The sequence below is a fragment of the Nocardioides caldifontis genome, from assembly GCF_008087345.1.
GTDB classification, from domain to species: domain Bacteria; phylum Actinomycetota; class Actinomycetes; order Propionibacteriales; family Nocardioidaceae; genus Marmoricola_A; species Marmoricola_A caldifontis.
Window position 1 is genome coordinate 1,089,038 of sequence record NZ_VHIB01000001.1, and the last position, 20,626, is coordinate 1,109,663.

Annotated in this window: 18 protein-coding genes and 1 riboswitch; of the genes, 12 read left to right on the top strand and 6 right to left on the bottom strand. The window is 73.4% G+C overall.

Annotated elements, in window-relative coordinates; all coding sequences use genetic code 11:
* Positions 1-2: 2 nt before the first annotated feature.
* From FIP57_RS13375 to FIP57_RS13390, 4 genes are all read right to left on the bottom strand, one after another.
* Positions 3-905 carry a sucrase ferredoxin gene (locus FIP57_RS13375; protein WP_148573945.1) on the bottom strand — a complete coding sequence of 301 codons (903 nt, stop codon included), beginning with the start codon at positions 903-905 and terminating at the stop codon, positions 3-5.
* A complete protein-coding gene (locus FIP57_RS13380; protein WP_148573946.1) occupies positions 895-2,025 on the bottom strand; it encodes a cupin domain-containing protein in 1,131 nt (376 codons plus the stop codon). Before FIP57_RS13380 ends, FIP57_RS13375 begins: the two co-directional genes overlap by 11 nt.
* Positions 2,026-2,036: 11 nt before the next feature.
* Positions 2,037-2,273, bottom strand: coding sequence for a hypothetical protein (locus FIP57_RS23675; RefSeq protein ID WP_203231210.1), 237 nt, complete (start codon positions 2,271-2,273; stop codon positions 2,037-2,039).
* 126 nt (positions 2,274-2,399) lie between these two features.
* Entirely contained in the window at positions 2,400-3,107 is a 708-nt protein-coding gene (locus tag FIP57_RS13390; protein WP_238993438.1) for a class I SAM-dependent methyltransferase, read from the bottom strand.
* A gap of 173 nt (positions 3,108-3,280) precedes the next feature.
* Here FIP57_RS13390 and FIP57_RS13395 point away from each other — a divergent pair, with 173 nt between their 5' ends.
* Together FIP57_RS13395 and FIP57_RS13400 are read left to right on the top strand one after the other, a co-directional pair.
* Positions 3,281-4,831 carry a DHA2 family efflux MFS transporter permease subunit gene (locus tag FIP57_RS13395; RefSeq protein ID WP_238993439.1) on the top strand — a complete coding sequence of 517 codons (1,551 nt, stop codon included), beginning with the start codon at positions 3,281-3,283 and terminating at the stop codon, positions 4,829-4,831.
* A 151-nt stretch (positions 4,832-4,982) separates the two neighbouring features.
* Complete coding sequence (locus FIP57_RS13400; RefSeq protein WP_203231211.1) at positions 4,983-5,873, top strand: hypothetical protein; 891 nt, start codon at positions 4,983-4,985, stop codon at positions 5,871-5,873.
* A 21-nt stretch (positions 5,874-5,894) separates the two neighbouring features.
* On the opposite strand, the gene FIP57_RS13405 is transcribed toward FIP57_RS13400, so the two are convergent.
* Entirely contained in the window at positions 5,895-6,590 is a 696-nt protein-coding gene (locus tag FIP57_RS13405) for a pyridoxamine 5'-phosphate oxidase family protein (RefSeq protein ID WP_148573948.1), read from the bottom strand.
* A 48-nt stretch (positions 6,591-6,638) separates the two neighbouring features.
* Between FIP57_RS13405 and FIP57_RS13410 the strand changes: the two genes are divergently transcribed.
* From FIP57_RS13410 to FIP57_RS13450, 9 genes are all read left to right on the top strand, one after another.
* Positions 6,639-7,688, top strand: coding sequence for an MBL fold metallo-hydrolase (locus tag FIP57_RS13410; RefSeq protein ID WP_420846689.1), 1,050 nt, complete (start codon positions 6,639-6,641; stop codon positions 7,686-7,688).
* Between the two features lie 172 nt (positions 7,689-7,860).
* Positions 7,861-8,457 (top strand): carboxymuconolactone decarboxylase family protein, encoded by a 597-nt coding sequence (locus FIP57_RS13415; protein WP_148573950.1) that lies wholly within the window; start codon positions 7,861-7,863, stop codon positions 8,455-8,457.
* Positions 8,454-9,344: an RNA polymerase sigma-70 factor gene (locus tag FIP57_RS13420; protein WP_238993440.1), complete on the top strand. Its 891-nt coding sequence runs from the start codon at positions 8,454-8,456 to the stop codon at positions 9,342-9,344. The genes FIP57_RS13415 and FIP57_RS13420 overlap by 4 nt, the downstream gene beginning before the upstream one ends.
* Positions 9,345-9,385: 41 nt before the next feature.
* Positions 9,386-9,492, top strand: a riboswitch (TPP riboswitch).
* Between the two features lie 39 nt (positions 9,493-9,531).
* Entirely contained in the window at positions 9,532-10,590 is a 1,059-nt protein-coding gene (locus tag FIP57_RS13425; protein ID WP_148573951.1) for a thiamine ABC transporter substrate-binding protein, read from the top strand.
* A 13-nt stretch (positions 10,591-10,603) separates the two neighbouring features.
* Positions 10,604-12,250, top strand: coding sequence for an ABC transporter permease (locus FIP57_RS13430; RefSeq protein ID WP_238993441.1), 1,647 nt, complete (start codon positions 10,604-10,606; stop codon positions 12,248-12,250).
* 1 nt (position 12,251) lies between these two features.
* Positions 12,252-13,298, top strand: a complete 1,047-nt coding sequence (locus FIP57_RS13435) for an ABC transporter ATP-binding protein (protein WP_148573952.1) — start codon at positions 12,252-12,254, stop codon at positions 13,296-13,298.
* A gap of 79 nt (positions 13,299-13,377) precedes the next feature.
* Positions 13,378-14,481, top strand: coding sequence for a phosphatase PAP2 family protein (locus tag FIP57_RS13440; RefSeq protein ID WP_148573953.1), 1,104 nt, complete (start codon positions 13,378-13,380; stop codon positions 14,479-14,481).
* A 516-nt stretch (positions 14,482-14,997) separates the two neighbouring features.
* The gene (locus FIP57_RS13445; protein ID WP_148573954.1) at positions 14,998-16,422 is read left to right on the top strand and encodes a C40 family peptidase; all 1,425 of its coding nucleotides are present in this window, start codon (positions 14,998-15,000) and stop codon (positions 16,420-16,422) included.
* 53 nt (positions 16,423-16,475) lie between these two features.
* On the top strand, positions 16,476-18,422 hold the full coding sequence (locus tag FIP57_RS13450) for an acyl-CoA dehydrogenase family protein (RefSeq protein ID WP_148573955.1): 1,947 nt from the start codon (positions 16,476-16,478) through the stop codon (positions 18,420-18,422).
* A 65-nt stretch (positions 18,423-18,487) separates the two neighbouring features.
* Here the strand turns inward: FIP57_RS13450 and FIP57_RS13455 are convergent, their stop codons facing one another.
* Positions 18,488-19,009 carry an inorganic diphosphatase gene (locus FIP57_RS13455; protein WP_275266165.1) on the bottom strand — a complete coding sequence of 174 codons (522 nt, stop codon included), beginning with the start codon at positions 19,007-19,009 and terminating at the stop codon, positions 18,488-18,490.
* A gap of 135 nt (positions 19,010-19,144) precedes the next feature.
* On the opposite strand from FIP57_RS13455, the gene dacB reads away from it, so the two are divergent.
* Positions 19,145-20,602: a D-alanyl-D-alanine carboxypeptidase/D-alanyl-D-alanine endopeptidase gene (gene dacB / locus FIP57_RS13460; RefSeq protein WP_148573957.1), complete on the top strand. Its 1,458-nt coding sequence runs from the start codon at positions 19,145-19,147 to the stop codon at positions 20,600-20,602.
* Positions 20,603-20,626: the final 24 nt, after the last annotated feature.

Consider the following 20,626-nt stretch of genomic DNA (forward strand, 5'->3'; position numbering starts at 1 on the left):
GGTCAGGCGCGGGTGATCGCGACCAGCCGGTGGGACTGGCCCACGGAGCCGGCGGCCGCGCGGCAGGTGAGCTGCCGCCGCTCCCCGAGGTCGGTGTGCACCCGCACCCGCCACCGTTCACCGTCGACCTCGAAGACCGCGTCGGACCGGGTCGCGTGCCGGTGCAGTCCGACGAGCGCGAACGGGGCGGTGGTGTCGATGTCGAGGTGGCGGCGGAGGTACACCTCGGCGGCCTGGGCGAAGAACGGGTAGGCGCACCGGCCCCGCAGGTGGTCGAGGTCGAGCCGCCCCGACAGGTGCCGGGCGGCGAACCCGGCGGCGTCCTCCGGCTCGAGGCGCCCGTAGTAGAGCCCGTCCGGGAGCACCAGCACGTTGCCGGCGAACCGGTCCCCGCCCATGTGCGAGACCTCCCAGGTGTGCTCGGGCGCCGCCTCGGCCAGCGCCGCGCACAGCGGCCGGCCGCGCTCGGCGCAGCAGGCGTCGTGACGGCCGTGCGTGCAGACCGCGAAGAGCGGCTGGTCCCACGCGGGCAGCCCGGGGGAGCGGCCGTCGCCGAGCCCCTCGAGCTCGAGGTCGAGCACCCCGGTGACGTCGTCGAGCAGGGCGCTCTGCGTCCAGGGCCGGTCGGTGTGGACGTACGCCGCGAAGACCCGCACCGGCCCTGCTGCGGACCGGCCGGGCCGGCGGACCAGCAGGGGCCGGACCCGGTTGTGTCGTTCCAGCGACAGCAGCCGCTCCTTCACCTCGTCCGGGAGCCGGCTGTCCGGCACGGCGTCGACCCCCCAGGGGCCCGGCGCCTCGACCAGCAGGAAGGCGCGCACGGTCGAGGCGGTGCCCTCCAGCGGCTCGCCGAGCGCCCGGCTCGCCCCCGAGCACCGGTACGCCGGAGCGGGGTCAGCGGTCACGGGCGATCCGGAGCAGCCCCTCGCGCACGAGGCGGCGGACCACGACGAGCCGGCTTCCCTCGTCGAGCCACGGCGCCAGCTCGCCGACGGTGAACGAGGGGTGGTCGCGCACGAACTCCAGCGGCGCGCGGAGCCGGGCCGGCATCCGGAGCTGCCGGTCGCCGAGGAGCACGACGAGCCGCTCCGCCTCCTCGCGGAGCACGCACGCCGACGTCGGCCGGCGCTCGACGCGCGTGGCGTCGTCGAGGTCCGCGAGGCCGACGAGGTCGACGAGCCCGCCGGCCAGGACAGGGGTCCGGTCGGTGAGGAACCGGGTCGCGTGCGCGGTCGCGAACAGGTCGGGGTCGGCGTCGGCCAGCTGCCGGGCCAGCCCGTCGAGCCGGGTGCCGAGGGCCGCGGAGAGCGTCGCCGGGTCGTCGAGGAAGCCGGCCGGCAGCGGGGCGTCGTACTCCTCCTCGGCGAGCAGCCCGTCGATGACCGACCGGAGCGCCTGGCGCCAGGTGACCTGGTTGATGCCGAGGGTCACGTGGAGGGAGGTGACCTCCTGGCTGCGGGCGGAGTGCGGGGTGCCGGTCGGGAGGTACATCGACAGCCCCGGCTCGAGGAGCACCTCGCGCTCCTGGTCGCCCTCGACGATCTCCCACAGCTTGTGCCCGTGGGTCTGGAAGACGAAGACGTCGTGGGTGTCGCTGTGCCGGGCGAACCCCTGCGACCCCGGCGGGGTGAGGTACGCGTTGGCCTGGCACGGGTGGCCGAGCTCGAGCTCCAGGGCGCGGACGAGCTCGGTCAGCGGGGGCCAGTAGCGGTGCAGCCCCTGGAGGACCACGGTGGCGCCGCCGTCGAACAGCGCGAGCACCTTGCGGCCGTCGACGAGCCCGGTGAGCGGGGCGCCGGCGAGCGTGGCCGACCGGGTGAACTGCGACGACGGCAGGACCGTGCCGTCCTGGACGACCCGGAGCGCCGGGGTGCGCAGCGCCGACGAGGTCAGCAGCCGGTCGACGTCGTCGAGGGAGAGCAGACCGACCAGCCGCTCGGGGTCGGTGTGGTGCAGGTGGACGTGGGACGCCCAGACCTTCTGCGCGAAGGTCTGGGCGTCACCGCTGAGCAGGTCGAGGGCCACGCGGTGGCCCGTCAGGCGTCGGTGCCGTCGGCGTCCCCGCCGTCCGAGGAGTCGCCGTCGGTCGTGTCGGTGGAGTCGCCGTCGCCCGAGCCGCCGTCGGTGCCGTCCGCGTCGCCGCCGTCCGTGCCGTCGGCGTCGCCGCTGTCGGTGCCGTCGGAGTCGCCGAGCCCCATCTGCGAGGGCCCGTCGGGGCCGCCCGTGGTCTCGATGTCCTCGTCGCTGACCGGCTCGTTGGGAGTGGTGGTCATGACGCTCCTCTCTGGGATGGGCGGCGCGGGGTGCGCCGACGTACGGGGGACTTACCCAGGAGTCTGGCAGCCAAGCGGCTCCCCGGACAGGGTCGACGAGCGGCCGCGGGCGGGCGCGGCGACGGGTCAGAGGCTGCGGCGGCGCAGGTGCACGACGGCGCCGGACTCGCCGACGCGGTGGCCGAGCACCTCGAGCTCGAGCGCGGGGTCCTCCACCTCGCGCTCGACCGCGCGCACCTGGTCGACCCCGGCCACCTGGAGCAGGGCGGCGCCCCAGGGGAGGAGGTGCTCCCCGGTGACCCGGAGCGCCGTGCGGACCAGGTCGAGCCCGTCGGTGCCGCCGTCGATCGCGTGCAGCGGGTCGTCGGGGTGGTTGCCGCAGTCGTCGCTGGGAACCCACGGCGGGTCGGCGATCACGAGGGCGAAACGCTCCCGCGGGTCGAGGCACCGCTCCATCGGGGCGCAACGGATGTCGACCTGCTGCGAGAGCTGGGCGTGCTGGGCGTTGAGCCCGGCGTAGCGGCAGGCCACCTCGTTGCGGTCGACCATCAGCAGCCGCCGGTCGCTGCCGAGGACCGCCCGGAGCCCGATGTGGCCGACCCCGGCACACAGCTCGAGCACGTCGCCGGCGGGGAGGGAGGGGAGCAGCTCGCGCGCCCAGTCCGACTGGAGCACGGTCCACGGCCGGGGGCGGAGCACGCGCTCGTCGAAGGCGACCGCCAGCCCGCCGAAGTCGGTGATCTCCGTGACCGGTGCGACGATCCCCGTCGTACGGTGTGCGGCCGGGCGCATCGCACTCCTGCTGTGCAGCACCCTGACGTCCTCGACGGTCACCCCGCGCCTCCTGTCCGGGGTCCCGGACGGACACCCGGGCGCTTCCTACCCCCGGCGCAGCGGCGGGAACCCTCGCGCCCGGCAACCCGGGGCCGGGCACGGTGATGCAGCCCACGGCCCCGTGCCCGAAAAATCCGTCGCCGGAGCGGCGTGCCCTCGCCTACTCTTCGGTGGTGTCTACAACCGTTGAACCAGAAGCGCAAGAGGCTTCCGACAAGCTCGACCGGGGAGTGCTCGTCATCGCGGGCGTCGTCGTCCTCGGCGCGATCATGTCGATCCTCGACATCACCGTCGTCTCCGTCGCGCTGGAGACCTTCCAGCGCGAGTTCGACGCGACCTCGGCGCAGGTCGCGTGGACCATGACCGGCTACACCCTCGCGCTGGCCAGCGTCATCCCGCTGACCGGCTGGGCGGCCGACCGGTTCGGCACCAAGCGGCTCTACCTGCTCGCGGTGCTGTTGTTCACCGCCGGCTCGGTGCTGTGTGCGGTCGCCGACACGTTGAGCATGCTGGTCGCCTTCCGCGTCATCCAGGGGTTGGGCGGCGGCATGCTGATGCCGCTCGGCATGACGATCCTTACCCGCGCCGCAGGCCCGGACCGGGTCGGGCGCGTGATGGCGGTCCTCGGCATCCCGATGCTGCTCGGCCCGATCTTCGGCCCCATCCTCGGCGGCTGGCTGATCGACGTCGCCTCGTGGCACTGGATCTTCCTGATCAACCTGCCGATCGGTATCGCCGCGCTCGTCTACGCCGCGATCGTGCTCCCGAAGGACCACGTCGAGCCGTCGGAGACCTTCGACTTCGTCGGGATGCTGCTGCTGTCGCCGGGGCTCGCCGCCTTCCTGTACGGCGTCTCGACGATCCCTGAGACCGGCACCCTCTGGGACGCCGAGGTGATCGTGCCGATGCTCCTCGGAATGGTGCTGATCGTCTCGTTCGTGCCCTGGGCGCTGCGGGCCGGCAACGTGCACCCGCTGGTCGAGCTGCGGCTGTTCAAGAACCGCGACATGACCGTGGCCGTGATCTCGATGATGCTGTTCGCGATCGCGTTCTTCGGGGCCAGCCTGCTGTTCCCGCTGTACTTCCAGCAGGTCCGCGGCGAGGACGCCCTCGGTGCCGGCGTCCTGCTCGCCCCCCAGGGTGTCGGTGCGATGGTGACGATGCCGATCGCCGGTGCGCTGGCCGACCGGATCGGCCCCGGCAAGATCGTGATGACCGGCATCGCCACGATCACCGTCGGGATGGCGGCGTTCACGCAGATCAGCGACACCACGTCGTACCCGTACCTGCTCGGGGCGCTGTTCGTCATGGGGCTCGGCATGGGCGCCACGATGATGCCGATCATGGCCGCCGCGCTGGCGACCCTGACCGCCCACAACACCGCCCGTGGGTCGACGCTGCTGAACATCACCCAGCAGGTCGCCGCGTCGATCGGGACCGCGCTGTTCTCGGTGCTGCTGACCAACAACGTCAAGGACACCGACTTCGGCACGTTCGTCGGGCTGCGGTCGCAGCTCGAGACCCTGTCGGGCGGCCAGCTGGAGAAGGCCCAGCAGCAGCTCGCGGTGCTCGCCGAGAAGGTCCCGGCCCAGCTGGCCGACTCCTTCGCCTCGGTCTTCGTGGTCGCGACGGTCCTGGTGGCGATCGTGCTGGTGCCGGCGTTCCTCCTGCCGCGCCACAAGACCGACAAGCCGGTGGACCCGAGCCTGATGGCCGGCCACTGACGGGCAGGCCCTGTCCCCGGGACGCCCCACGAGCGGTTGCTCGTGGGGCGTCCGTCGTCTCCGGGCAGGTTCCGAGGGGCTCACACCGGGCGCCGTCGTCTCGCAGCACCTCGTCGACTTCCACGTCGCGCTCGCCCGCGGCGGCGTCGGGATGACGACGTTGGCGTACGTCGCGGTCTCCCCCGAGGGGCGCACCCACCGCGACCAGGTCTACCTCCGCGAGGCCGCGCTCCCGGGGCTGCGCCGGCTGACCGACGCCGTGAAGCCGAGGGAGCCGCGGTGGCCGCGCAGATCGGCCACGCCGGCCCCGTCGCCAACGGCCGCTCCAACGGCGTCCAGGCGATCGCGCCGACGGTGTCATCCCGACGAGCTGGTCGACCGGCTCGTCGACGCCGGGCGCCGCGGAGGAGCGTCGTTGTTCGGCAACGGCACCGACCCCGGCTTCGCCAACGACGTCCTGCCGCTGGCCCTCACCTCGCTGTCGCAGCGGATCGACGAGGTGCGCTGCTCCGAGATCGCCGACTACTCGACCTACCACCAGCCGTTCGTCAACGCGGAGCTGTTCGGGTTCGGCAAGCCGGTGGAGGAGGTGCCGCCGCTGTTCGCCGGCGGGATCCTGACGATGGCGTGGGGGTCGGTGGTCCGGGTCATCGCGGTCGGGCTGGAGCTGACCCTCGACGAGCCGCTGGGGGAGACCGTCGAGCTCGCCGTCGCCGAGGCGGACGTGGAGACCGTCGACGGCGTGCTGCCGAAGGGCTCCCGCTGCGGCGTGCGGTTCGAGGTGGTCGGCTGCGTCGACGGCGTGCCGCGGGTGGTGCTCGAGCACGTCACCCGTACCCACCCCTCCCAGCGCCCGGACTGGCCGCAGCCCGCCGGCGGCGCCGGTTGCTACCGGGTCGAGGTGAAGGGCGAGCCGTCGATGACCCTCGACCTCGCGCACCACGGCGAGCACGGCGACCACAACGTGTCCGGGATGATCGGCACCGCCGTGCGGCTGGTGAACGCCGTCGAGGCCGTCGTCGACGCCGAGCGGGGCTGGTGACCGCGCGGGAGCTGCCGCTCGTCACCGGGCGGGGGCTGGTGCCCCGCCCGCGTTGAGCCGGTCGGCCGCCCGGCGCACCGACGGGGGCACGTCGACACCGTCCCGCACGTCGGGAGAGGGCTGCGGCTCGCCGGCGACGGTCGACAGCGGCAGGATCCCGGCCCACACCGACCGGGGCTCGACGTCGTCGGGATCCACCTCGGGCGGCCCCGCGGCGACCTTGACGCTCGCCCGCTCCAGCGACACCCGCAGCACCATCGTCGCCGCGAGCTCCTTGACGGTGCTGGCCCGCACCTCCGCCGTACGGTCGCAGAAGAGGTGGTCCGACAGGACCGTCAGCGCCCGCTCCTTCTCCTCCGGGGGCACGACCTCCGCGGTCCCGTGCACCACCGCGGAGCGGTACCGCATCGAGGAGTCGAACGTCGTCCGCGCGTACACCAGCCCGTCGAGGTGGGTCACCGTCACGCACACCGGCTCCCCGGCCGCCAGCCGCATCAGCCCCGACCCCGTCGAGCCGTGCAGCAGCAGGGTGTCGCCGTCCCGCGCGCAGGCGAACGGGAGCACCAGCGGCAGGCCGTCACGAACGACGCCGACGTGGGCGACGAGCGCCTCGTCCAGCACCGCGTGCAGGGCAGCGCGCTCCGTCACCTGGCGCTCGGACTCGCGCCGGATCCGGGTGGTGGCGTCGACCGGCAGCGGCGTCGTGACGTCCGTCATGGCGTCACCTTCCCACGCCACGACACCGCGCCAGGCAGGATGGCGGACGTGAGCCGCACCGACCTCCCGAACTTCGGGTCCGACCCGCACTGGACCGACCCGACGCCCGAGGAGGTGGTCCCGGGGGTGCACCGGGTGCCGCTCCCGCTGCCGATGGACGGGCTGCGCGCGGTCAACGTCTACGTGATCGAGACCGACTCCGGGTTGACCTGCATCGACGGCGGCTGGGCGGTCGCGGAGTCCCGCACGCAGCTCGAGACGTCGCTCAACGCGATCGGCCACCGGCTCGAGGACATCACCCGCTTCCTGGTCACCCACGTCCACCGCGACCACTACACGCAGGCGGTGGCCGTCCGCGCCGAGTTCGGGCGGGCGACGGTGGAGCTCGGCATCGGGGAGAAGCCGAGCATCGACATGTTCCACAGCCCCGAGCTCGACAGCGACCCGACCGTCGACCGGCTCCGGGTCGCCGGCGCCCACGACGTCGCCGACCGGTGGCACGCGATGTTCGCGGGGCGTGACCTCGAGCTGGCGCAGTGGGCCGCCCCGGACCGCTGGCTCGACGGCGAGCACGACATCGAGGTCGGCGACCGCGTGCTCCGCGCCGTGCCCACCCCCGGCCACACCGCCGGCCACTTCGTCTTCGCCGACGAGGCCGAGGGGGTCCTGTTCGCCGGCGACCACGTCCTGCCCACGATCACCCCCTCGGTCGGCTTCGAGCTGGTCTTCGCCGACGACCCGCTCGGCGACTTCCTCGGCTCGCTGCACCGGGTCCGCGAGCTGCCGGACCTGCGGCTGCTGCCCGCCCACGGCGCGGTGGCCGAGAGCTCGCACCAGCGCGTGGACGAGCTGTTGGCGCACCACGACCACCGGCTGGACCTCTGCATCGCCGCCGTCGACCCGGCCGGCTCCTCGGCGTACGACGTGGCCCAGCGGCTCACCTGGACCCGCCACGAGCGGCACTTCGACGAGCTCGACGTCTTCAACGGCGCGATGGCCACGATGGAGACGCTGGTCCACCTCGACCTGCTGGTCCGCCGGGGCCGGCTGAGCGTGGACGAGGTCGACGGGGCCCGGGTCTACCGCCCGCTGCCCTGAGCATCCGGACCGCAAAGTTCCGGTGCTGGACCAGGTCGAACGGCACCGGGTTGGGCGCGTGGAGGTGCGTCCGGAACTGATCCAGCGGCGGCCTCGACCATCCGGGCCCGCTGATGTCACAGATCCGGGACGGCCGGTGTCTCCATGGCGAACCGACCCACAGGAGGACACCATGACCACCACCCAGCACCCCACCGACGTCGACGCCGCCCGTCGCGAGGCCGCCCGGGTCCCGCTCGAGGTCCCGCCGACGCTGTTCGGCCGGGCGATGGCGTGGTACTCCCGCCGCGCGTACGGCGACGTGCTCGACACCGGGCTCGCCCTGCTCCACAACCGCAAGGTCCTCAAGGCGGTGATGGGGTTCGAGCGCCGGGTCGCCGGCTGGAAGGCCCTCGACGCCGACCTGAAGACCCTGGCCCAGATGGCGTCGGCCGCGGCGATCGGCTGCAGCTGGTGCGTCGACTTCGGCTGGTACGCCGCGCACAGCGAGGGGCTCGACGTCAGCCGCCTCGAGGAGGTTCCGCGGTGGCGCGAGTCCGACGTGTTCACGCCGCTCGAGCGCGACGTCATGGAGTACGCCGAGGCGATGACCGCCACCCCGCCCGAGGTCACCGACGAGCTGGCCGGCCGGCTGCGCGACGCCCTCGGTGACGAGGCGTTCGTGGAGCTGACCATGATGGTGGCCGTGGAGAACGAGCGCTCGCGGTTCAACAGCGCCCTCGGCCTCACCAGCCAGGGGTTCAAGGACCGCTGCGAGCTGCGTCGGTGACGGGGGACCACGTGGAGCAGGGGACCGACGCCTTCGCCGAGCACCGCTCGCTGCTGTTCACGGTCGCCTACGAGATGCTCGGCAGCGCCGCCGACGCCGAGGACGTCGTCCAGGAGTCGTGGGTGCGGTGGTCGGAGGTCGACAAGGCCCGGGTGCGCGACCCCCGCGCGTACCTCGTCCGCATCGTCACCCGGCAGGCGCTCAACCACCTGCGCACGCTGGAGCGACGGCGGGAGCGGTACGTCGGCCCCTGGCTGCCCGAGCCGCTGCTCACCGCGCCCGACGTGGCCGACGACGTCGAGCTCGCCGACTCGGTGTCGCTGGCGATGCTCGTCGTGCTCGACACGTTGAGCCCGCTCGAGCGCGCGGTCTTCCTGCTCCGCGAGGTCTTCGGCTTCGGGTACGACGAGGTGGCGGAGGCGACCGGCCGGAGCACGGCGGCGGTCCGCCAGCTGGCGCACCGGGCCCGCGAGCACGTGCAGGCCCGCCGTCCCGGCACGATCCCGGCCGGTGAGCTCGAGAAGGTGACCACGTCGTTCTTCGCCGCGGCCGCGACGGGCGACCTCCAGCAGCTGATGGACCTCCTCGCTCCTGACGTCGTGCTGCTCTCCGACGGCGGCGGCAAGGTGAAGGCGGCGCTGAACCCGATCCGCGGCGCGGAGAAGGTCGCCCGGTTCCTCCTGGCCGTCACGCCCACGGGCGCGCAGGCCGAGGTCGACGTCCTCGCGGTCAACGGGGCGCCGGCGCTGGTCGTCCGCATCGACGGCCGCATCGACACGGTGGCGACCGGGGTGATGGCCGACGGGCGGATCGCCGAGCTGCTCGTCGTCCGCAACCCCGACAAGCTGCGGCGGCTCGAGGAGGAGCACCACCTCAGCCGCCGGTGAGACACCCCGCGCACCCAGAAGGCCCGCGGTGTAGGTTCGGCTCCGAACGACAGGGGAGCGCCACCGGGCGCTGAGAGTGCGGGAACGGCCGCAGACCCTCGAACCTGCTCCGGCTAGCACCGGCGAAGGAAGTCGAGCTCTTCCCGCGCACGCGCGGGACCCTCCCAGAGGAACCGGGAGACGAACCATGAAGCTGAGGACGACGGCCCTGCTCGGCACCACGGCACTGCTGGCGGTCGCCGGGTGCTCGGTGACCGGCGGGTCCGAGGACGACAGCGCCACCGACGACACCACCGTCACCCTGCTGACCCACGACTCCTTCGCGCTCCCCGACGAGCTGCTCGCGGAGTTCGAGGAGCACAGCGGCCTGACGCTCGAGGTGGTGCGCAGCGGGGACGCCGGCTCGCTCACCAACCAGCTCGTGCTGAGCAAGGACGAGCCGGTCGGCGACGCGGTGTTCGGCATCGACAACACCTTCGCCAGCCGGGCGGTCGACGCCGGTGTGCTGGCGGAGCACGTCCCGGACGAGCTGCCGGGCTCGGCCGCCGACCACGCCCTCGACGGCGACGGCGCCGACCGGTTGACGCCGGTCGACTGGGGCGACGTCTGCGTGAACGTCGACGACACCTGGTTCCGCGAGAACGACGTGCCGGCGCCGAAGACCCTCGACGACCTCACGGAGCCGGCGTACCGCGACCTCTTCGTCACCCCGGCGCCGAACAGCTCGTCGCCCGGGTTCGCCTTCCTGCTCGCCACCATCGGGGAGTACGGCGAGGACGGCTGGCAGGAGTACTGGCAGCGGCTCGTCGACAACGGCGTCCGTGTCGTGGCCGGCTGGACCGACGCCTACGAGGTCGACTTCACCGCCGGTGGTGGCGGGGGCGACCGCCCGATCGTGCTTTCGTACAACTCCTCGCCGCCGTTCACGATCCCCGAGGGGGGCAAGCGGCCCACGACGAGCGCGCTGCTCGACACCTGCTTCCGCCAGGTGGAGTACGCCGGGGTGCTCGAGGGTGCCGACAACCCCGAGGGGGCCCAGGAGGTCGTGGACTTCCTCGTCTCGCCGGAGGTCCAGGCGGCCCTGCCGGACTCGATGTACGTCTTCCCGGTCGACGACTCCGTCGAGCTGCCGCCGCTCTGGGCGAAGTGGGCCGAGCCGGCGCCGGCGCCGGTCGAGGTCGACCCGGAGGCGATCTCCGAGCACCGCGAGGAGTGGCTCCGCGAGTGGAGCGACGTCACGAGCTGACACGGGGACGACGGTGAGCGGGAAGCGGTACGTCGCGGCCGGGGTGGCCGCGGGCGCCGTGCCGCTCGCCGTCCTCCTCGTCTTCTTCGTCGTCCCGCTCGCCGGCATGCTCGAGCGGGGCTTCGTCGTCGACGGCCGGCTCGACCTCGGTCCGGCCCTCTCCACGCTCGGCCGGAGCCGGGTCCTCGGTGCGCTGTGGTTCACGCTCTGGTCCGCGACGGTCGCGACGGCGCTGACGCTGCTGCTCGGCGTACCGACCGCCTATGCCCTGCACCGGCTGGCGGTCCCGGGTCGACGGGTCCTGCGCGCGGTGGTCACCGTGCCGTTCGTGCTGCCCACGGTGGTGGTCGGTGTCGCCTTCCGCACGCTGCTCGCGCCGTCGGGGCCCCTCGGCTTCCTCGGCCTGGACGGCACCCCCACCGCCATCGTCGCCGCGCTGGTCTTCTTCAACGTCTCGATCGTGGTCCGCACCCTCGGCCCGTGGTGGGACTCCCTGGACCCGCGCCGGGCGCAGGCTGCGGCCGCCCTCGGCGCCTCGCCGCTGCAGGTGCTCCGGACCGTCACGCTGCCGGCGATGCTGCCGCCGGTGCTGTCGGCGGCCAGCGTGGTGTTCCTCTTCTGCGCCACTGCCTTCGGTGTCGTGCTGACGTTGGGCGGGGTGCGGTACTCCACCGTCGAGACCGAGATCTACCTGCTCACCACCCAGTTCCTCGACCTGCCGGCCGCAGCCGCCCTGTCGGTGCTCCAGCTGGTCGTGGTGGTCGGGCTGCTGACGGTGTCGGGCCGCGCGCGCCGCCACCGCGAGCAGCCCCTCGACCGCCTGCGCACGACGCGCGCCCGGCGGGCGACCAGGTCCGACCTCCTCGTCCTCGGGGTGACCACCCTGACCGTCCTGCTGGTGCTCGCGCCGGTGGCAGCTCTCGTGGCGCGGTCGTTCCAGGCCGACGGCGAGTGGTCGACCGCCCACTACCGCGCGCTCGGCGACGCCGACGCGGGCTCCGGCGCGGCCGTCCCGGTGACGACCGCGCTCGCCAACTCGCTGCGGGTCGCGGTCGACGCCACGGTGCTGGCGCTCGCGCTCGGGGTGGTCGTCGCGGTGCTGGTCACGCGGCGGGCCACCCGGCCGTCCGCACGGCGGGCCCTCGCGCTCTTCGACGCGGCGTTCATGCTCCCGCTCGGCGTCTCGGCGGTGACCATCGGCTTCGGGTTCCTCGTCGCCCTCGACGAGCCGCCCCTCGACCTTCGGGGGAGCCCCTGGCTGGTTCCGGTCGCGCAGGCGATGGTCGCCCTGCCGCTGGTGGTGCGGGCGCTGGTGCCGGTGCTGCGGAGCGTCGACGACCGGCAGCGGCAGGCGGCGGCCTCGCTGGGGGCGGGCCCGTTCCGGGTGCTGGCCACCATCGACCTCCCGGTCGCCTGGCGGCCGGTGCTCGCCGCAGCCGGGTTCGCCTTCGCGGTCTCGTTGGGGGAGTTCGGCGCAACGAGCTTCCTCGCACGCCCCACGACCCCGACGCTCCCGGTGCTGATCTACGACCTGATCGGGCGGCCGGGCGGCGACGCGTTCGGGGCCGCCCTGGCTGCCTCGGTCCTGCTCGGTGCGGTCACCGTCGCGGTCACCGCCGCCGTCGAACGGCTCCGCGTGCCCGGTGTGGGAGCGTTCTGAGATGCCCGACGCCGGCCTCGAGGTCACCGACCTCACCGTCACCTTCGAGCGCACGAAGGCGGTCGACGACGTGACCCTCGCGCTCCCGGAAGGCGAGGTGCTCGCGGTGCTCGGCCCCTCCGGCTGCGGGAAGTCGACGCTGCTCCGGGCGGTCGCCGGGCTCGAGCGCCCCTCTGCGGGACGCGTCCGGTTCGGCGGGGAGGACGTGACCGGGGTGCCGACCCACCGCCGCGGGTTCGCGCTGATGTTCCAGGACGGCCAGCTGTTCCCGAACCTCGACGTCGCCGGCAACGTCGCCTACCCGCTCCGGCTCCGCCGGGTGCCGCGCGGCGAGCGCCGGCGGCGGGTGGCCGAGCTGCTCGAGCTGGTCGGCCTCGCCGGACAGGGCGAGCGGCGGCCGACCACCCTGTCGGGCGGAGAGCGTCAGCGGGTCGCGCTGGCCCGTGCGCTCGCCGTGCACCCACGGCTGCTCCTCCTCGACGAGCCGCTCTCCGCTCTGGACCGGGGGCTCCGCGAGCGGCTCGCGGCCGACCTCCACGACATCCTGCGCGCCGAGCGGACCACCGCGGTGCTGGTGACCCACGACCACGACGAGGCCTTCGCGGTCGCGGACCGGCTCGCCGTGATGCGGGCCGGCCGGCTCGTCCAGCAGGGCACGCTGGAGGAGGTCTGGCGCCACCCGGCCGACGCGGACACCGCGAGGTTCCTCGGCTACGCCGCGGTCGTCGACCGGTCCGCGGCGGAGGTGCTCCTCGCGGGGGCAGCGGACGGCGACGGCCGGCTCGCCCTCCGTCGCTCCGCCCTCCGGCTCGACCCGGAGGGTGCGGTCCACGGGCAGGTGACCTCCGCCCGGGTCACCGCCGAGCTCACCCGGCTCGTCGTCGCGGTCGACGGCGTGCCCAGCGTCGACGAGCTCGACGCGGTGGCCGGGCTCGACGTCGCCGTACGGGCGGGGCAGCGGGTGCGGCTCCGGGTGGACCCGACGCGGACGGCACCCGTCGGCCGTCCGTCGGATCCTCCTGCCGACCGATCCGGGGCTCCGCTGTGACCACCGCCATAGGGCCGTACGGCGAGCGGGCGGCCGCGCCCCGCCGGGACGGCGTCCGGGTTCCCTAGACTGTCCCGTCATGAGCCGGTCGACGTCGAGCGTGGCCCCCGAGGCGCCGCCCGCCGTCAAGCCGCGGCCCGCCTACGGGATGCTCGTCGGGGTCGCCGTGGTCACCGGCCTGGTCGCCGTCGTGGTCTCCCAGGCGCTCGACGAGCGGCTCCGCGACCCCGAGGGGTTCCTGGGCCCTGCCTGGTTCCGGCTGCCCGCGATGGTCCTCGGCGCCTTCCTGATCGACGTCGTCCCGCGCTCCCTGTGGCGCGCGCGGCACCGGATGCGCTCGGTGCTCGACGAGGCCCGCACGCTGGTCCGTGAGCACTGGACCAAGGAGCGCATCGCCTGCGTCGCGATCGGGCTGACCAGCTTCTACGTCACCTACGTCGGCTACCGGAACCTCAAGAACTACCTGCCGCGGTTCTACGACTCGATGCAGGACCCGCTCCTGCACAAGCTCGACCTCTGGCTCTTCTTCGGCAACGAGCCGGCGACGGTGCTCCACAACATCCTGGGCCAGACCTGGGCGGCGCACTTCTTCGCCTTCATCTACCTGCTCTACCTGCCGCTGGCCCCGCTCACGGTCGTCACCTGGCTGGTGTGGTCGCGGAACATCACCTACGGCTACTGGTACGCCACCACCAACTGCCTCACGTGGGCGCTCGGGACGATCAGCTACTACATGATCCCGACGATGGGGCCGATCTTCTGGTACCCGTGGCTCTACCGGGACCTCGAGGAGACCGGTGTCACCGACCTCCAGAACTCCCTGTGGAACGGGCGCCAGGACGTCCGGTTCCCGCTGAACCCCTTCAGCGACTCGATCCAGAGCGTCGCCGGCTTCGCCTCGCTGCACACCGCGCTCACGCTGGCGATCGCCCTCTGCGCGCACTACACCGTCCGCAACGCGCTCATCCGCTGGTCGGCCTGGACCTTCTGCGTGCTGACCATGATCTCGACGCTCTACTTCGGCTGGCACTACGTCGCCGACGTCTTCGGCGGGATCGTCATCGCGGTGCTCTCGGTGTGGCTCGGCGGCATCGCCACCGGTCAACGGTTCGAGCGGTGGGGGCTCCGATCACACCCGACCACCAGCTCCTCCGCCGTACCTCTCGAGGAGACCGAGGGCTGACTGACCGTCGGGGAGCGCCCGGTGGACCCGGCATTTTCCCCTTCGAATCCGCTCTCGGCTCCCTTTCCATACGGGCCGATTGGGGTATGCTCCGACTATCCGGAGATCCGGGGGGGTCTCCACCGAGCAGAGCGGGACCAGCTCGAGCAGCTGGTTCGAGAGGAAGTGAGTCGGGGGTCCGTATCCCACCCCTCGTCGTTCAGTCCCACGCACTGCTCAGGGTGCTGTCCTAGCCTCCCAATGGGACAGAACCCAGAGGTCCCGTCCGAGCCTCCCAATCGGGCGGGACCTCATCCATTTTTCTGGCGTGACCACTCCGCCGGCCTCGCGGCGCGCCTGCCCGGCGCGTCCACCGCTACGTCCGCGCGCCGAAGTTACACTGGTGTAGTTCGTCAACCCGACACGCCGTGGATTCGAGAAAATCTTGAGAAAGTTGTTCCGTCTGTGACTCCTGAGCACTAACGTGACGTCGACCAGCCGCCGGGGAAGCGGCTGGTACCACGCCGAGAGGGAGTCATGCGATCCACGGAGCCCCGTGCCGGGCGAGCTGTCCGCCGCCCGGTCCCGGCCGGTTCCGCGGTCGCCCCTCGAGGTTGGCGCCGGGCCCTGGCCACGCTCACCGGGCTGGCCACCGGCCTGGCCACCGCGCTCGCCCTCCTCGTGACCCCGACCGCGCTCGCCGCCCCCGGTGACGGGTCGGACGACGGCGCGGGCGGCTCGGACAGCTCGGTCCCGACCCGCCGCGACGTCGAGCGGGCCCGGGAGCGGGCGTCGGAGGCTGCCTCCGACGTCGCCTCCGTCCAGGCGCTGCTGGCCCGCGCCGACGCCGAGCTCGAGGCCGCCTCGATCCGGGCCGCCCAGGCCTACGAGGCCTACAACGGCGCCCGCTGGGAGCTCGGGCAGGCGGAGAAGGCGCTCCGGCAGGCCCGCCAGGAGGCCCGGACCGCCGACCGCAGGGTCGCCGGCCAGCGGCAGCGGCTCGCCGTGCTCGTGGCCTCGACGTACGAAGGGGGCGGCGGGCTGACCACCGTCGACGCCGTCCTCGGCTCCGAGGGGCCCGAGGGGCTGATGAGCAGGCTGCTCAGCCACGAGGGCGCGTCGTCGTCGCTCGACGCGCAGTACCAGCGGTTCACCGCCGTCTCCGCCCTCGCCGACGCCTTCCGCGCCGGGGCCGGGGAGGCGCTCGAACGGCAGCGCGCGGCGACCGAGGCCGCCGAGGAGTCGCGCCGGGCGGCAGAGGCGGCCGCGGCGGACGCGCAGGCCACCGCCACCGCGGTCGCAGCGGAGAAGGACCGGCTCGTCGCCCGGCTGGCCGAGCTCGAGGGCATCTCGGTGAAGCTCGCGCGGAAGCGGCAGCAGGCGCTCGAGGAGCAGGCCCGCGAGGCCGCCGCGCTCGAGGCCGAGAAGGAGGCCCGCCGGCAGGCCCGGCGTGAGGCCCGCCGCGAAGCCGGTTCTGAGCAGCCGACCGCCCCCGCGCAGGACGAGCGGCAGGGCTCCGACCCCGCGCCGGACCCTGAACCTGAACCTGACCCTGCGCCGGACCCGGCGCCCGAGCCGCCGTCCGCCCCGCCTCCCGCCGGGGGCGCATCGAAGGTGCTCGCCTTCGCGCGCGCCCAGCTGGGCGAGCCCTACGTCTGGGGTGCGGCCGGCCCGACGTCGTGGGACTGCTCCGGCCTCACCATGCGGGCGTGGCAGCAGGCCGGGGTCTCGCTCCCGCACTACTCGGTCGCGCAGTACGACGCCACCACGCCGATCTCGTCGTCCGACCTCCGCCCCGGCGACCTCGTCTTCTGGGGGTCGAGCAGCGACCCGGGGTCGATCCACCACGTGGCGCTCTACCTCGGCGACGGGATGATCATCCATGCGCCGCGGACCGGGCGGCCGGTGTCCATCGACTCGATGTACTACTGGGTGCCGCCGAACTTCTTCGGACGTGTCTGACCAGCCACCTGCCGGATGGTTTGGACGAGCGACCAAGACGACAACATGTCGGCATGGCAGCTGACACCGATGTGGCCGCGGACGTCCGGGTCGACGTCGCCGCGCTGACCTCGCTCCTCGACGGCCGCTACCGGGGCGTCCGGGAGTCCGTCCGCAAGAACCTCGCCGAGCGCAGCCACGTGCTCCGGCTCGCCGAGACGCTGAGCACCGAGGAGTACCGCGAGCTGGTCAAGGACCAGGTGGTCGAGCTCGCCGCGACCGGCCAGACCGGCTACGGCTTCCCGAAGGAGTACGGCGGCGGTGGCGATATCGGCGCCTCCGTGGCGGCGTTCGAGACCTCGGCCTTCGGGGACCTGTCGGTCGTCGTGAAGCTCGGGGTCCAGTTCGGGCTGTTCGGCGGCGCGATCCTCCAGCTCGGCACCAAGCGGCACCACGACGAGCTGCTCGAGCGCACCATCACCGGTGAGGTCATGGGCTGCTTCGCCATGACCGAGACCGGCCACGGCTCCAACGTCCAGGCGATCGGGACGACCGCGACCTACGACCCTGCCACGCAGGAGTTCGTGATCCACACACCCGACGATTCTTGTCGCAAGGACTACATCGGCAACGCAGGCATGCACGCGCACTACGCGGCTGTCTTCGCCCAGCTCGTGGTGGGCGGCGAGCGGCGCGGCGTGCACGCGCTCGTCGTCCGGCTGCGGGACGACGACGGCACCGTCCGGCCGGGGATCCGTATCGAGGACTGCGGCCGCAAGATCGGGCTCAACGGCGTCGACAACGGCCGGATCTGGTTCGACCAGGTCCGGGTGCCGCGCGAGGCGCTGCTGGACAACTACGCCACGGTCTCCGAGGACGGCGTCTACTTCTCCGAGATCGAGAACCCAGACCGGCGGTTCTTCACGATGCTCGGCACGCTGGTGCAGGGGCGGGTCTGCGTCGGCGGCGCCGCCGTCAACGCCGCGAAGGTCGCGCAGGTCATCGCCGTGCACCACGCCGTCCGGCGCCGTCAGTTCGGCTCGCCGGGGACGGACCAGGAGGAGCTCCTCCTCGACTACGGCCAGCACCAGCGGAGGCTCCTGCCCGCGCTGGCCCGCACGTACGCCCTGCACTTCGCGCAAGAGCGCGTCGCCGCCGACCTGCACCGCGTCTTCTCCGACCCGGAGAACTCCTCCGAGCGGCGCCGGAGGGCGCTCGAGTCGCGCGCCGCGGCCACCAAGGCGCTCGCGACCTGGCACGCCAGCCGGACCATCCAGGAGTGCCGCGAGGCCTGCGGTGGCGCCGGTTACCTGTCGATCAACCGGTTCGACGCGCTGCGCGCCGACACCGACGTCTTCACGACCTTCGAGGGCGACAACACGATCCTGCTCCAGCTCGTCGCGAAGGGGCGGCTCACCGACCTCCGCGACGACTTCGGGGCGCTCGACCAGCTCGGCACCGCGCGCTACGTGGCCGGGATCGCCCTGGAGACCGTCGTCGAGCGCACCGCGATGCGCCAGCTGCTCGAGCGGCTGCGGGACGCCGTCCCCAACCGTGCCGAGGGCGACCCGGACGCCGGGCTGCTCGACCCGGCGTGGCAGCTGTCGATGTTCCGGTGGCGCGAGGACCACATGACCCAGTCGGTCGCGCGCCGGATCCAGAACGGCGTCACCCGCGGCGGCGACGCCGTCGAGGTCTTCAGCCGCGCGCAGGACCACGTGATCGCGTCGGCGTGGGCGCACGCCGAGCGGCTGGTGCTCGAGGCGTTCCTGACCAAGCTCGACAACATGCCGGACGGCACGAACCGCCAGGTGCTCAACATGGTCTGCGACCTGTTCGCCCTGTCCGCGATCGAGCAGGACCGGGCCTGGTTCCTCGAGCACGGCCGGCTCTCGACCCAGCGGTCGAAGGCGATCACCTCGATGGTCAACGAGCTGTGCCGCAAGCTCCGGCCGCACGCGGTCGACCTGGTCGACGCGTTCGGGGTGCCGCGCGAGATGCTCCGCACGGACCTGTTCTGACCGCATCGGCGCGCCACGAGGGGCGGCTCAACACTCCCTGACGCGCGCGATAGGAGGGACGGGGGTCAGTGGGCGTGGCCCGACTGACCCTTGTTCGCCTCCTCCTCCTTGAACCGCTCGAAGGAGGCGCGGACCTCGGCCTCGGCCTCGGTGCGGCCGACCCACTCCGCGCCCTCGACCGACTTGCCGGGCTCGAGGTCCTTGTAGACCTCGAAGAAGTGCTGGATCTCGAGCCGGTCGAACTTCGACACGTGGTCGATGTCGCGGAGGTGCTCCAGCCGCGGGTCGGTGGCCGGCACGCACAGCACCTTGTCGTCGCCGCCGGCCTCGTCGGTCATCCGGAACATGCCGATCGCGCGGCACTTGATGAGGCAGCCGGGGAAGGTCGGCTCCTGGAGGATCACCATCGCGTCGAGAGGGTCGCTGTCGAGACCGAGGGTGTTCTCGATGTAGCCGTAGTCGGCGGGGTACTGCGTCGAGGTGAACAGCGTCCGGTCGAGGCGGATGCGCCCGGTCTCGTGGTCGACCTCGTACTTGTTGCGCTGCCCCTTCGGGATCTCCACCAGGACGTCGAACTCCACAGTCATCCTCCAGCAGGTCGGGGTCGGCCGTTCTCGGCGCAGGTCGTGTCGCAGGCGCCGTACGCACGCAAGGGTGCCCCCGGCCGCGTCGGCTAGTCTCCCGCAGAATCCGCGCACCTCCTAACCGGAAGGGGACCGGGCATGCCCGAAGGTGACCGACCCCACTCCCGGAAGGGGTGGCGCCGGGTCCTCCGCCCGAACCTCCGGGTCGCCGGCACGGTGCTCGTGGTCCTGGTCCTGGTGGCCGCCGGAGCGGCGTACTGGCTCGACCTCGGCGCCCGCTGGGGGATCAGCCCCGACCCGGTGGGCGACCCGGCCGCGGTGCCGCCGCCCCCGGGGCTGGAGCTGCCGGAGCCCGAGCCGGCCGCGCCGGTCGCCCAGCAGCTGCCGAGCTCGGCGGTCGACGCCCGCGCGGTCCGCGACGCCCTCGGCCGGCTGCCGAAGGACCGCCGCATGGGGCGGCGCTTCGCCGTCGTGGTCGCGGACGGGACCGGCCGCCCCGTCGTCGACCTCGGGCCCGACGTGGTCATCCCCGCCTCGACGCTGAAGATCCTCACCTCCGTCGCCGCCGTCGAGGTGCTCGGGCCGGAGCACCGGTTCACCACGTCGACCACGCTCTCCGGCGACCGGCTCACGCTCGTCGGCGGCGGAGACCCGCTGCTGGCGCGCCGGGCCGACCCGGACGAGTACCCCGCCGAGGCCGACCTCGCCACGCTCGCCCGTCGGACCGCGGCGGCGCTGCGCGCCGAGGGGCGCTCGCGGGTGCGGCTCAGCTACGACACCTCGCTGTTCAGCGGGCCGTCGGTGAACCCGCGCTGGGAGCCGGGCTACGTGCCGAGCGAGGTCAGCCCGGTCGTCGCGCTCTGGGCCGACGAGGGCGAGCCGGCGCCGGGCGAGGACCGGGCCGGCGACCCGGCGGTGGACGCCGCGCGCGCCTTCGTCGCCGAGCTCCGCGCCCAGGGGATCACGGTCCGCGGGCGGCCGCGGCCGGGCGCCGCGCCGGCCGGCGGCGAGCAGCTCGCGACGGTGGAGAGTGCCGAGCTCGTCGAGGTCGTCCAGCACCTGCTGGAGACCAGCGACAACAACGTGACCGAGGTGCTCGCCCGCCACGTCGCGATCGGGCGGGGCAGCCCGGGCAGCTTCGTCGACGGCGCGCGCGAGGTCACCGCGGTCCTCGACGAGCTGGGGATCGACACCCGCGGCATGCGGATCCACGACGGCAGCGGCCTGTCGCGGCACAACCGGGTGCCGGTGCAGACCCTCGTCGAGGCCCTCGCCACCGCCGCCGACCGCGAGCACCCCCTCCTCGGCGGGGTCGTCGAAGGGTTCCCCGTCGCGGGCTTCACCGGCTCGCTGTCCTACCGCTTCTCCACCCTCGACGGACGGGCGGAGCCCGGCCTGGGCCGCGCCCGCCTCAAGACCGGCACGCTGACCGGCGTCCACGGGTACGCCGGCGTGGTGGTCGGCCGGGACGGGTCGGTGATGTTGCTGGTGGCCGTCGCGGACCGCGTCCGCCCGCCGCAGACGCTCTTCGCCCGCGACCAGCTCGACCGGGTGGCCGCGGCCCTCGCGGGCTGCGCCTGCCACGCCGCCGGCTGACGGGGTCGTGCGTACGCTCGCCCC

Excerpts from the sequence above, each read along its gene's own strand:
- FIP57_RS23675 (WP_203231210.1), bottom strand. The coding sequence starts at position 2,273 with ATGACCACCACTCCCAACGAGCCGGTCAGCGACGAGGACATCGAGACC.
- FIP57_RS13400 (WP_203231211.1), top strand. The coding sequence starts at position 4,983 with ATGACGACGTTGGCGTACGTCGCGGTCTCCCCCGAGGGGCGCACCCAC.
- FIP57_RS13405 (WP_148573948.1), bottom strand. The coding sequence starts at position 6,590 with ATGACGGACGTCACGACGCCGCTGCCGGTCGACGCCACCACCCGGATC.
- FIP57_RS13415 (WP_148573950.1), top strand. The coding sequence starts at position 7,861 with ATGACCACCACCCAGCACCCCACCGACGTCGACGCCGCCCGTCGCGAG.
- FIP57_RS13425 (WP_148573951.1), top strand. The coding sequence starts at position 9,532 with ATGAAGCTGAGGACGACGGCCCTGCTCGGCACCACGGCACTGCTGGCG.
- FIP57_RS13435 (WP_148573952.1), top strand. The coding sequence starts at position 12,252 with ATGCCCGACGCCGGCCTCGAGGTCACCGACCTCACCGTCACCTTCGAG.
- FIP57_RS13440 (WP_148573953.1), top strand. The coding sequence starts at position 13,378 with ATGAGCCGGTCGACGTCGAGCGTGGCCCCCGAGGCGCCGCCCGCCGTC.
- FIP57_RS13445 (WP_148573954.1), top strand. The coding sequence starts at position 14,998 with ATGCGATCCACGGAGCCCCGTGCCGGGCGAGCTGTCCGCCGCCCGGTC.
- FIP57_RS13450 (WP_148573955.1), top strand. The coding sequence starts at position 16,476 with ATGGCAGCTGACACCGATGTGGCCGCGGACGTCCGGGTCGACGTCGCC.
- FIP57_RS13455 (WP_275266165.1), bottom strand. The coding sequence starts at position 19,009 with ATGACTGTGGAGTTCGACGTCCTGGTGGAGATCCCGAAGGGGCAGCGC.
- dacB (WP_148573957.1), top strand. The coding sequence starts at position 19,145 with ATGCCCGAAGGTGACCGACCCCACTCCCGGAAGGGGTGGCGCCGGGTC.